We start from the raw sequence: 11,798 nt of genomic DNA, 5'->3' as shown, positions 1-11,798 counted from the left end.
CGTGACGATGATGATCGGAAGCATGGATGGAAGCGTAACGTAAATCGTTTGCTTCCACCTGCCGGCGCCGTCGATTTCGGCCGCTTCATACAAAGCGGGGTTAATGCCCGCAATCGTAGCCAGAAAAATGATTGTCGCAAACCCGAATTCCTTCCATAAATCGCTAATGATGACCACAGCACGAAACCATTCGCCATCCCCGAGAAACATGACCGGAGTCTTGCCGAACAAGGCGAGGAAACGGTTCATAATGGCGTCGAGGGACAAAATATCAAGCAGTATGCCGCCAAGAATAATCCATGATAGGAAATGTGGTAGATAAATCAGGGTCTGTACGGTCTTTTTGAAGAAAACTTGGCGAACCTCATTCAACAACAAGGCGAACACGATCGGTACGACTTGCCCAAAAATAATTTTAAGACAAGCGATTAACAGCGTATTTACGATGACTTGGTGAATATCTTTCAAGTCAATCATGAGTCTGAAGTTATCCCAGTCCGCCCACGTGGAATCAAAAAAGCCAAGCCATGGCTTATAGTTCAAGAACGCTACTACGATTCCAGGAAGAGTATAAAGTGACTTACAACCAGGGAGGGCTAAATTTGTTGATTGAAAATGGTGAAGTTATCACAATGGTAGACGATGAGGGAGTTGAACAAGAGGTTGAGGTGTTGGGTTCTCTAGATTTAGAGAACCAGCATTACATAGCAGTTGCATACTTGAACGAGCTTGAGGACGGGGAGAAGAAGAAGAGGATCTAGATATTTTCTTTCTGCAGGTCAACGAGAATGATGAGCTCTGGGTGATCGAAAATGATGAGGAATTTGAAAAAGTTTCTTCGGCTTTTGAAGCAGCTTTAGAGGAACAGATTCCTTAATCACCGTCCTTCGCAAGAAACTTTAAGTGGAATGGCTGTAGCAGGGAACATGGACTTAGACTAAACATTGGACATAGAGAACCGAGAGTGCGAAAATAAATGCATTCTTAATTGAGGTGTCCGACATGACGAAAAAATATGACAAAGAATTTAATCTCCAAACCGTAAGACTTGTTCAAGAAGAAGGTAAATCGGTGGCGCAAGTGGCCCGAGAGATGGGTGTGAATTAGAAGAGGAAAATGAAATTCTAAAAAAGGCTATGCACTACTTTGCCAAACCGGCGCTGATCTATTCGTTCATCCATGATCACCGCGCCCAACTCAGTCGCAATGGTCAATGTTATATTTTAAACTACGAGAACCTCCGATGGCACCAAAGCAAGTACGAGCATTATCGCAGTAGCTGTACCGGCAAAGGCCGGAGCACGCAATCGCCGAACATCCGATTGAAGGAAACCGACTACAATTCTATCAGTGAAATAATAGAGGATTCCATTATTATCACGACAGGCGACACCTATATTTATTCCGTTGACACAGCAGAAGGCGATGTTCGTACCACTATGACAATAAAAACAGCGGGAGAACTACTCGACAGATATGATCAAATAATCCGCATCCTATGATTGTTCGAGCAGTCAGTCCATAAGCAGTGCCTCTTGGGCAGGCTCCCTCTTGTCTCCAAGCATAGCCAAGGGCGGAACCGTCAGCGCCAAAAGCGCTTATACAGGCAAGCTGCTGCGGATATTTGATATTTCAGGGACGTTCGTCCAGAGGCAGGTAGATGATTTTGACCATATATGAAAATCTCCTTGTCAATTGAATAAAACTAATTGTATCATAAAAAACGAAAGTGGAGAAAAAATTCTCTTTTTATAGAAAATATAAATAATAACTCTTTAATGCAGGTGGCTTTGGTGATAAGATGAGGGAAGAATGAGTACCATTAGGACCTTCAGATTCATCATCAGGCATCCGAGCAGGAGCCTTTGTATGGTCACGGTACGATGATCGCCATGGCGCTGGCAGTAGAAGAGGGAGTGGCTGTCGGTATCCGCGCGAATACGCCTTAGGAAATTGCCGCGATGTAATTACGGGCGGATCTGAAATCCACGACCCTATCCGGCTATACCGCTTACAATCCTCAACAGATTGAGCCGGATATCGCGCTAATCAAGAGGCTTGCAGCTTCCGGCAGCATTCAGGTGCTGGCAGAAGGCAGACTCTGGACCGCGGAACACTGCAGGCTAAGTTTCGAAGCCGGAGTGCATGCCGTTGTTACTGGAGCTGCGATTACCCGCTCTCAGGAGATTACCAAAAGATTCGTAAAAACCATTGATACTCTTGAAGCAGCAATCAGCTAGAAAGATGAAACAATTGTTTTGCGCAGCTCCCCATTTTTTGATTTAATGGAGCTAGCGGCACCAATTAATGAACAACTTTTAGATGAGACGGGGATTTTGGATGAAAAAGTTTCGTAAGCTGATCAATTCGTCGAACGCGCTTCTTATGATTTCGAGCATCTATAATTCACTAACCAAAGCAGAGAAGAAAGTCGCCGATGCGGTTCAGAATGATCCGGAATACGCTGTAATGGCAACAGTGACAGACCTTGCGGAAAAGGCCAGGGTGGGGGAAACATCCGTCATCCGTTTCTGCCGGAAGCTGGGGTATCGCGGTTATCATGAGTTCAAGCTTTCCATTGCGCAAGATCTCGTGAACGTCCCTTCCCATATTGACGAGGAAATTGAGGAGGAGGATAACAAGGAGGTCATCGCGAGGAAGATTACGCTGAACCATACCAAGCTGCTCGAGAAAACAATGGAGCTGATCAGTTTTGCTGCGGTTGAGGAAGCTGTGGTTGCTCTGGCTGCAGCGAAACGTATTTTCATATATGGCGTCGGATCTTCAGGCATCACAGCCATGGATGCCCATTACCAGTTTCTTAGAATCGGTCTGAACGTGGAGGTGCAGCGCGACTCCCATATTATGGCGATGTCCGCCGCTCTGGTGCAGCCCGGCGACATTGTCTTCGGTATCTCGACATCGGGAAGCACGAAGGATCTGGTCGATTCCATGAAGACCGCCAAACAAAACGGGGCAACGATTATTTGTCTGACCAGCCATGCCAAATCGCCTATTACCAACTATGCGGATATTGTCCTGCTTGTGCCTTCCAAAGAGATGCCATTTCAAGGAGGCGCCCTGTCAACAAAGATTGCCCAAATTCATCTCGTGGATATCATATCGACTTTGTTAACGTTTCAAAGAAAAGAAACCGCGTATGACGCAATCAAGAGAACGGCCGATGCTGTGGCGGATAAACTGTATTAACAGTTGCTAAATCCGCCCCCTAAATGGCTGGATCATCAATCTTTTTTTTCTTAATTTCGGAGGAAATATCCTCTTTTATATAGAATTATAAAGAATTAAATATTTTAGAAAACGTAGGAGGAAGAAAATGAAAAAAGTTAAGGTTGGTGTCATTGGAATCGGCTCCATCGCACATATGTTCCATCTGGGGAATTACCGGGATCATCCCGACGTTGAATTGACGGCGGTTGCAGATATTGATTTCAAAAGGGCGCAGCAGGCAGCTGCCGATTTCGGAGGTGCGAACGCTTATGCTTCAGCCGAGGAAATGTTTGCGGCGGAGAGACTGGATGCGGTCAGCATATGTACGTTTAACGAATCCCATGTTCAGCTTGCGCTCACCGCACTATGCCAAGGCGTAGATGTTCTGGTGGAGAAGCCGATGGCGCTTCATGTCGAGGAAGCCGAATTGTTGCGTTCGGCTGCAGAAGATTCGAACAATGTGGTGATGGTCGGCATGAGCCACCGGTACCGGTCGGACTCACAGGTTATTCAGCAAACGGTTCAAAGCGGAGAACTTGGTGATATTTATTTTGCCAAAACGAAGATTCTCCGGCGCAGGGGCGTGCCGATTGGCTGGTTCACGTCCAAAACCTACTCCGGGGGCGGTCCCATGATGGACATTGGCGTGCATGTGCTGGATTTGGCCTGGTGGATGATGGGAATGCCCGAACCGGATAAGGTATTGGGTAAGCTGTTTCATAAAATTGCGCCTTATAAAGCCGATCAATCGGGGGCTTATGTTGCCCATTCTAGTGAGAACAAAGAAGCAGGCGTTTACGATGTCGAGGATCTGGGCACGGCATATATTACATTCAAGAACGGCGCTGTCCTGACGGTCGAAGCGAGCTGGGCGGTCAACGGAAGCCAGGACGATGCGGTAAAGGTGGAATTGTTCGGCACGAAAGGTGGTGCAAGCCTGGAGCCCTTTTCCCTGTTTAGGGATATGGGGGGTATACCCGTGGAGCATAATCTCCAGGTTCCTGCTAATGATTTGTATAAGAAAGAAATTGAACATTTTATCCACTGCGTGCAGCACCGGGAAGAGCCGGTTTCGGATGCAAAGCAGGGCGCGGAAGTGGTAAAAATGCTTGAAGCAATAAGGATCTCTTCTGAAACAAACGATGTTGTTAAGCTCTAGGGGAACACAATGCGTTAGGATAATGTCATTATATATAACTCAAAATTAACATAAATGATAGAATTGGTCTGTAAAAGGAGTAACAGAAAGCAAAGGGGTACATTTGTTGAAGGACAAAATGCACTCCTTTGTTAGTTATCAGCATGGGTTCTATGGGATATGTGTTTCTAACTTTAATTGACAGCGGTTTCAAAATGGATATTTAAACCAAACTAAATCAAAATGGAGGATATATTTATTTTCTTTATAAAATAAAGAATAAATATCTTTACTGTTTTATCATGCGTTGTTATAATCGAGTCAGAAAGCATAACATACTTTCTAATCCAGTAATTCGAAAAGGTGGGGGATATTTTGGTTAAACGTTACAGCGCGAAATCAATGGCGTTTGTGGTTGCGGCAATCCTTGTGCTCACGTTGGTATTATCAGGCTGCGCAGGCGGCAGCACCCCTAATAACGGTGAAGCGGATTCAGGTGGTAACGGGGGCAGTACACCGGCGGCAGGCGGAGAGAAATCCAAAGTTACCCTATGGTACTTATGGGGCGGTGCGGAAGGAGAAGTGTTGGAAGGATTGGTAAAGAAGTTTAACGAGAGTCAAGACAAATATGTGGTTGAAGGCTTGTCCGTTCCGGATGAGCAGAAGGTGAAAATTGCTATAGCAGGCGGAAATGGTCCCGATCTGACGGATTCTTTCGCTTCCAATGTGGCGCAATACGCCGAGGAAGGCATTGCGCTGGAGCTGGACAGCCTGATCGAAAGAGATAAGTACGAATTGACTGATTTCATTCCAGCCTCTCTGGAGCAGGGCATATATAACGGCAAATTTTACGCTCTTCCGATGAACACCACCGTTCAGGGCCTCTTCTATAATAAAAAGCTGCTCGCCGAAGCCGGATACACCGAGCCTCCCAAAACAAGCAAAGAACTTTATGATATGGCGGTCAAAATGACCAAAAAGAACGCTAACGGAACACTGGATGTATTGGGCTTTCCGAGCTATCCGAACTTTTCCTTCCAGGCTTTGGCGTATGGCTTTGGCGGCGAATACGTATCCAAGGATGGAGATAAGGCGCTGTTCAACAGCGATGCCAATCTGGCGGCATTGCAATCCATTTACGACTACAACAAGGAGTTCGGCGTTGACAGCATCAAACGTATTCAGGCCTCGGGCAAATGGCTCGATCCGACAGATCCTTTTATGACCGGCAAGCAGGCCTTCCGCATCGATGGCCCTTGGCTGTCGACCTTTATGAAAAACAACAATATTACCCTTGATTACGGACTTGCGCCGCTACCTTACCTGGACGGCCATCCGGAGCTTGCAGGCAGCGGGGAGAATCAAAGCTCGATCTTCTATATTGCCAAAAACAGCAAAAACACCGACGGTGCATGGGAATTCATGAAGTTCTTGTTCAGCGCTCCGGAATTGGCCGAATTCACGGCCGGCCTTGGCAACATACCGGCTAATGTGAAAGCGATGGAGGATCCCAGGTTCAAGGAAATCCAGGATGCGGATGCATTTATCGCATTATCCAAAAGCGGGAATGTCAAATCGCTCCCCAATATTCCGGCATTGAACGATATTCTCAACAAAGTCGTAAAAGAAGAGGCGGAAGCCGTAGCCAATCTGAAGAAAACGCCTGAAGAAGGTCTGGCAAGCATGCAAAGCCGGACTGAAGCACTGATTAAATAATTCGTCCCCGGCCCGTATCATCGGGCCGGTTCCATGCTTCCATCAGGAGGGCCGGATGGACGTTACGATATCGGGAGGGAAGAAGGGCTAAAGATGAGAATCAAAGAGAACTGGGCGGGGCTTCTGTTTTCAACCCCTTTCATCATCGGCTTTTTACTGTTTACGTTATATCCGACCGGGGCTTCACTCGTGTACAGCTTCACAGATTTCAATTTGTTTAAATCATTGAAATGGGTGGGACTCGACAACTACATATGGATATTTGAAGATAAAGATGTTTGGATCAGCATCCGCAATACGCTCTATATGGTCGTTTTTGCAACGCCGGTCACGCTTATCGCAGGACTGTTGACTGCCCAATTATTAAATTTGAAGATAAAGGGACTGCCCATCTTCCGGACCCTATTCTATATTCCTTCCATTGTTCCGGTCATTGCTTCATCACTGGTGTGGATGTGGGTGCTAAACCCCGGAAGCGGGCTCATCAACTCCTTTCTGGGCATGTTCGGCGTACTGGGTCCGAACTGGCTGCTGGATGCAGCCTGGACGAAGCCGTCGCTTATCCTGATGCTTGCCTGGGGCTGCGGGGGAACGATGATCATTTTCCTGGCTGCGCTGCAGGATGTGTCGCGCAGTCTCTATGAAGCAGCGGATATCGACGGTGCCGGCTCCATCCGGAAGTTTTTCAATGTGACCCTGCCCAGCATCTCTTCCATTATTCTGTTCCAGCTGATTGTGAGTCTGATCACCTATTTCCAATTCTTCTCCCAGGCTTTCATGCTTTCTTCGCTTTCGGCATCGGGACCGGACCAGACGATGCAGGGGCCGGAAAAATCGCTGCTGTTCTATGCGATCCTGCTTTACCGTGAAGCGTTTGTCGACTTCCGCATGGGTCATGCCAGCGCAATGGCATGGGTGTTATTCGTCATTACGGCTCTGGTGACATGGCTTGTATTCAGGGGCTCAAAAAAATGGGTGACTTATGGAGGAGAGTAATCATGCACGCGCTGAAATTCAAAGTCTTTCCCTATACCCTTCTGGTAATATGCAGCGCTGTTTTTGCGGCGCCGCTGCTGTGGCTGCTGTCAACGTCCCTGAAACAGCAGGGAGAGCTGTTTGCTAATCCGCCCATCTACATTCCGAAAGTGCCGCAGTGGAAAAACTATGCCGATGTGTTTGATACGATCGATTTCTTTCGCCTGAGCGGCAATACGCTGTTTATTTCCGTACTGGTGATGGCGGGCGTGCTGATCTCGGCGCCACTGGCCGCTTATGCCTGCTCTCATATTGAATGGTTTGGCAAAAAAATACTGTTCGCCGTCATTATGGCTACGATGCTGCTGCCCTATCAAGTCACTATGGTTCCACTGTATGTTACCTTCAGCCGTATGGGTTTGGTAGGGACTTATATTCCGCTTATACTGCCGGCATTTCTTGGTGCGGGAGCTGGCTATTATATCTTTTTGATGCGGCAGTTCTTTCTCACGCTGCCACACTCTCTGATTCAGGCGGCCAGAATTGACGGTGCGTCGGAATTTCGAATTTATGTTCAAATCATACTGCCGCTTTGCAGACCGGTGATTGCAACGGTCGGGGTGCTGGCCTTTCTGGCCACCTGGTCCGACTTTCTGGGGCCGCTGCTTTATCTGAACAATGAGAAAAACTATACGTTATCGCTTGGGTTATATGCTTTCATGCAGACCCACTACATCGAATGGGAGCAGCTTATGGCAGCCAGCGCGATGTTTACGCTTCCGATTATTGTTGTTTTCTTTTTTGCCCAGAAACAGTTTATGGAAGGGATTGCTCTGACCGGCATTAAAGGCTGATGCCCGTAATCGTTAACCGACTGCTGCACAATGTCCCCAACGAGAAGAGTTTCACCAAATTTCATAGATAAGGGAGAAGTGCAATGACAGGTTTATTGAAGAGAGGAATTATCGTATCCTGTCAGGCATTGCCCGGCGAGCCTTTATACGGCGGCGATACGATGGTCAAGATGGCGCTTGCGGCACAGCTCGGAGGAGCTGTCGGCATCCGCGCCAATGGCGCGACAGATATTGACGCCATCAAACACGCGACTGAGCTTCCTTTGATCGGTTTGATCAAGCAGTCGATACCGGGCTCCGACATTTACATCACGCCTACGTTGACAGAAGCGGCAGCAGTCGTGAATGCCGGGGCGGATATTGTAGCCATGGATATGACAAACCGGGAGAATAGATACAGCCAGGTGCGCGAGCTTCTGGATTATGTGCATAGCAAGGGCCGCTTGGCGATGGCTGATATTTCCAATTATGCAGAAGGGCTTGAAGCGGAGAAGATGGGCTTCGACTATGTGTCGACCACCATGTCCGGCTATACGCCCTACAGTCCGCAGCTTTTGGGGCCGGATATTGCTCTTGTGCGCCGCCTTAGCGGATCCTTGCGCGTGCCTCTGCTGCTGGAGGGAAGAGTATGGCGCCAGGAAGATGTACGGCTGGCCTTGGAAGCGGGGGCGCAATATGTTGTGATCGGGAGCGCGATTACACGTCCGCAGCTGATTACGGAAATGTACTCATCGATGATGGATGGATGGTTGACTGAACATCAAATGATTGCGGAGAAAGAAGGAGCGCCCGAATGAAAACAAGTCTTAGTGTATGGAGTCTGCACCAGTCCATGTTTGCCAAAGAGATGGACAATGCGGCCTTCATCGAATTTGCCGCTGCGGCGGGAGTCGAAGGCGTGGAGCTGCTCAGCGTCTTCTGGAATGATGACGGCGGAGAAATCGGACGGATCCGGGATGCTCTTGCCCGGACGAACCTTACCATGGCCTGTTTCGGCGCATGCAACAATCTTTGTGTGTCCGATGCCGATGAGCGCACCAGGCAGCTCGCGGACATTACGTCTTCAGTTGACCGGGCCGTAACGTTCGGAGCCAGGGTCGTGCGTGTTTTCTCGGGAGACAAGGCCGGAGATGTGTCTTATGAGCAAGCAAGCGACTGGATTATTGACGGTCTTAAGGAAGCATCGGCGTATGCCGCAAGCCAAGGGGTTACCCTTTGTCTTGAAAATCATGGTTTGTTCGCCGGCAAAGCGGAGCAGGTGCTGAATGTGATTCGTGAAGTGGGCTCGGAGCATCTGCGCAGCACCTTCGATACCGGCAATTTCCTGCTTGTTGATGAGAGCCCGAGCGAAGCAGCCGTGAAGCTGGCGGATCATATCTCGCATGTCCATCTCAAGGATTTTGCCCTCGTGGAGCAGGATTATGAAGGCAAGATCTATACCTCGCTGTCAGGTCAGCGGTATGCGGGTTTTGCGCCCGGTGAAGGCTCGGTGGATCTGCCGTTTATACTGGGGCATCTGAAGGATAACGGATATAACGGCTGGCTCACGGTGGAATATGAAGGAGACGAAGAACAGAAACAGGGCTCGGAACGCTCCATACTCAATCTTAGCCGTATGCTGTCCGCTTTATGAGAATAGGCAGCAGCGGACTTCCGGCACTCCGGAAGAGAGGAAGGAGCGAATGGCATGATTCCTGCTTTTCCTGAAGGGGAGGTCGCGCTTGGGATCGATATCGGAGGCACGAAAATCCGGTTCGGTCTCGTTCAAAGCAGCTGCGACGTTTTATATCAATACACACTGCCGACGATGGCTGCCGAACGCCGGGTCATGGAGCAGGTTTTTCGCGGTATCGAAATTATGCTCGCAGCCTGGGAGCAGCGTTGCGAGGGCAGGCAGCTGTCGGGGATCGGCATCGGAAGCGCAGGACAAATCGACTTTTCCGAAGGCATCGTCCATTATGCGAATGATTTGATTCCCGGTTATACCGGCACGCCGGTAAAAGCGAAGGTGATGCAGCGTTTTGGTCTGCCTGTCCTTGTCGATAACGACGTGAATGTATTGGCGCTTGCAGAATCCTTCTTCGGGGCGGGGAAGAACGCATCCAACATGGTCTGCCTGGCGCTCGGCACCGGAGTAGGAGGGGCCGTCATCACGGGCGGCTCACTCGTTCACGGCATAAACGGTGGTGCCGGGGAAATCGGTCATCTGAGTGTCGATTGGCAAGGCCCGCGCTGCATGTGCGGCAATATCGGATGCCTGGAGCTTTATGCGTCAGGCACTGGCATTTTAAAACGGTATGTGGAGAAAAGGGCGCTTGCTTGTTTTGATCCTGACGGAAATGATACCGCAACAAGCGATGTTATTGTCCGTTGGCAGGAAGGAGAACCCTTGGCAGTTGAGGTGATGAACGATGCGATCGCCGCGCTTGGTACAGCTATCACAAGCCTCATTCATATTTTCAACCCGGAGTTGATTATAATTGGCGGCGGCATTGCGGGATTGGGAGAGCCCTTGCTTTCTCCGCTACGAAGGCTGATTGAAAGCAGATCGATGCCGTCAATGCTGTCAGCAGTAAGAGTTGTCACCGCTGAACTGGGCGAAGCCAGCAACATGGTAGGGGCAGCCATCCAGGTATGGGTCTATTCGAGCTCGATCCTGGGGAAGGGGGAAGGGAAATGAGTGGACGTAAAATCGAGTATCTAGACGGATTGCGTGGTCTGGCTGCAGCGGCTGTTGTTTTGGCTCATTATTTTCAGGTGTTTTTGCCCGCTATGTTCGAGAAAAGGGCGGACATTTCCCACTTTACCTTTGACCGTGTTGTGCCCATGACGCCGCTGAATGTGCTCTATAACGGCAATTTTGCTGTCTGCCTGTTTTTTGTACTGAGCGGTTATGTGCTGAGCTGCCGTTTTTTTCGCCATCATGACCGAGGATTGATAGCCAACTCTCTGATCCGACGTTACTTTCGGCTTGCCGTACCGGCTTTTGTATCGGTGCTGATTGCTTATGCGGTTATGGCTCTGGGATTGAATACGTACGGAGAGATTCAAGCGCTTACGCTTTCACCCATGCCAGACCCCTATGCGGTAATGCCCGGCTTCGGGGAGATGGTCTGGCAGACGTTGTTTCATACCTTTTTCACATACGGGATGGCATATAATCCGGTTCTCTGGACCATGACCTATGAACTGCTAGGTTCATTCATGGTTTTTGCGGTCCTGCTTCTGCTGGGCACCTCGCCGATTCGTTTTGTCGCTTATGCGGCAGGCATCTGGCTCTTCCGGGATTCCTATTATCTGGGCTTCTGGTTTGGCATGCTGCTCAGTGATTTGACCAACAGTTTCGCGGCAAGCAAAGTCCGTATTCGGTCCACCGCGATTGTGGGGTTGATCGCGCTCAGCGGTTTGTATTTGGGCTCATATCCTTATATCAGTCCGACGGGCCTTTTCTATCAATGGCTTCCCATTGGCGATGGAGGCTTTCCGAATGGTATCACCTACCGTACGCTGGGCGCGCTGCTGGTTATTGTGTCCCTTCTCAACAGCCGCAGCAGCCAGCGATGGCTTGAGAGCCGGTCAGCCGTTTATCTGGGCCGGTTATCATTTTCGCTGTATCTGGTTCATTTTGCCGTATTATGCAGCTTGTCGGGTTATTTGTTCAAGTTATTCTCCGGCAGCTTCAGCTATGGCTGGAGCTTCGTGCTTACAACGGCATTGTCGATTCCGGTTATATTCGTATTGGCTCATCTTCTGTACGTGGGGGTGGACAGCAGGATCGTAAAGCTGCTTTACCGCATGCATGTTCCAGGACGCTGGCGAAGAGCGGGACAGCAAGCAGTATCAGTCTCAGCGAATCAGACCGAAAATGTGTGAGTTTTAATTGG

15 protein-coding genes are annotated in these 11,798 nt (G+C 49.2%); 14 read left to right on the top strand and 1 reads right to left on the bottom strand.

Annotation, left to right across the window (positions count from 1 at the left end):
- Positions 1-477, bottom strand: a 477-nt coding sequence (locus AC0YNV_RS36855; RefSeq protein ID WP_475772515.1) for an ABC transporter permease subunit, incomplete at its 3' end; no start/stop codon positions are given.
- Between the two features lie 125 nt (positions 478-602).
- Here AC0YNV_RS36855 and AC0YNV_RS36850 point away from each other — a divergent pair.
- The 14 genes from AC0YNV_RS36850 to AC0YNV_RS36785 all read left to right on the top strand — a co-directional run bounded on the left by AC0YNV_RS36850 (position 603) and on the right by AC0YNV_RS36785 (position 11,787).
- Entirely contained in the window at positions 603-761 is a 159-nt protein-coding gene (locus AC0YNV_RS36850) for a hypothetical protein (protein WP_475772514.1), read from the top strand.
- 2 nt (positions 762-763) lie between these two features.
- Positions 764-877 carry a hypothetical protein gene (locus tag AC0YNV_RS36845; RefSeq protein ID WP_475772522.1) on the top strand — a complete coding sequence of 38 codons (114 nt, stop codon included), beginning with the start codon at positions 764-766 and terminating at the stop codon, positions 875-877.
- A 125-nt stretch (positions 878-1,002) separates the two neighbouring features.
- The gene (locus AC0YNV_RS36840) at positions 1,003-1,107 is read left to right on the top strand and encodes a transposase (protein WP_475772513.1); all 105 of its coding nucleotides are present in this window, start codon (positions 1,003-1,005) and stop codon (positions 1,105-1,107) included.
- A 444-nt stretch (positions 1,108-1,551) separates the two neighbouring features.
- Positions 1,552-1,680 (top strand): hypothetical protein, encoded by a 129-nt coding sequence (locus AC0YNV_RS36835; RefSeq protein WP_475772512.1) that lies wholly within the window; start codon positions 1,552-1,554, stop codon positions 1,678-1,680.
- A gap of 299 nt (positions 1,681-1,979) precedes the next feature.
- Complete coding sequence (locus AC0YNV_RS36830; RefSeq protein WP_475772521.1) at positions 1,980-2,240, top strand: hypothetical protein; 261 nt, start codon at positions 1,980-1,982, stop codon at positions 2,238-2,240.
- Positions 2,241-2,340: 100 nt separating this feature from the next.
- On the top strand, positions 2,341-3,210 hold the full coding sequence (locus tag AC0YNV_RS36825) for a MurR/RpiR family transcriptional regulator (RefSeq protein WP_475772511.1): 870 nt from the start codon (positions 2,341-2,343) through the stop codon (positions 3,208-3,210).
- Between the two features lie 127 nt (positions 3,211-3,337).
- A complete protein-coding gene (locus tag AC0YNV_RS36820; protein WP_475772510.1) occupies positions 3,338-4,390 on the top strand; it encodes a Gfo/Idh/MocA family protein in 1,053 nt (350 codons plus the stop codon).
- A 354-nt stretch (positions 4,391-4,744) separates the two neighbouring features.
- Complete coding sequence (locus AC0YNV_RS36815) at positions 4,745-6,085, top strand: ABC transporter substrate-binding protein (protein WP_475772509.1); 1,341 nt, start codon at positions 4,745-4,747, stop codon at positions 6,083-6,085.
- 93 nt (positions 6,086-6,178) lie between these two features.
- Positions 6,179-7,081, top strand: a complete 903-nt coding sequence (locus AC0YNV_RS36810) for a carbohydrate ABC transporter permease (protein ID WP_475772508.1) — start codon at positions 6,179-6,181, stop codon at positions 7,079-7,081.
- Between the two features lie 2 nt (positions 7,082-7,083).
- Positions 7,084-7,914 carry a carbohydrate ABC transporter permease gene (locus AC0YNV_RS36805; protein WP_475772507.1) on the top strand — a complete coding sequence of 277 codons (831 nt, stop codon included), beginning with the start codon at positions 7,084-7,086 and terminating at the stop codon, positions 7,912-7,914.
- Positions 7,915-7,997: 83 nt separating this feature from the next.
- On the top strand, positions 7,998-8,711 hold the full coding sequence (locus AC0YNV_RS36800; RefSeq protein ID WP_475772506.1) for an N-acetylmannosamine-6-phosphate 2-epimerase: 714 nt from the start codon (positions 7,998-8,000) through the stop codon (positions 8,709-8,711).
- Positions 8,708-9,547, top strand: coding sequence for a sugar phosphate isomerase/epimerase family protein (locus tag AC0YNV_RS36795; RefSeq protein ID WP_475772505.1), 840 nt, complete (start codon positions 8,708-8,710; stop codon positions 9,545-9,547). Before AC0YNV_RS36800 ends, AC0YNV_RS36795 begins: the two co-directional genes overlap by 4 nt.
- A 54-nt stretch (positions 9,548-9,601) precedes the next feature.
- Complete coding sequence (locus AC0YNV_RS36790) at positions 9,602-10,594, top strand: ROK family protein (RefSeq protein ID WP_475772504.1); 993 nt, start codon at positions 9,602-9,604, stop codon at positions 10,592-10,594.
- Positions 10,591-11,787: an acyltransferase family protein gene (locus tag AC0YNV_RS36785; protein WP_475772503.1), complete on the top strand. Its 1,197-nt coding sequence runs from the start codon at positions 10,591-10,593 to the stop codon at positions 11,785-11,787. Before AC0YNV_RS36790 ends, AC0YNV_RS36785 begins: the two co-directional genes overlap by 4 nt.
- Positions 11,788-11,798: the final 11 nt, after the last annotated feature.

The sequence above is a fragment of the Paenibacillus sp. JT31N11 genome (assembly GCF_056269285.1).
Note: the sequence above shows the minus strand (reverse complement) of the source record. Positions and strands in the feature narration are given on the sequence as shown.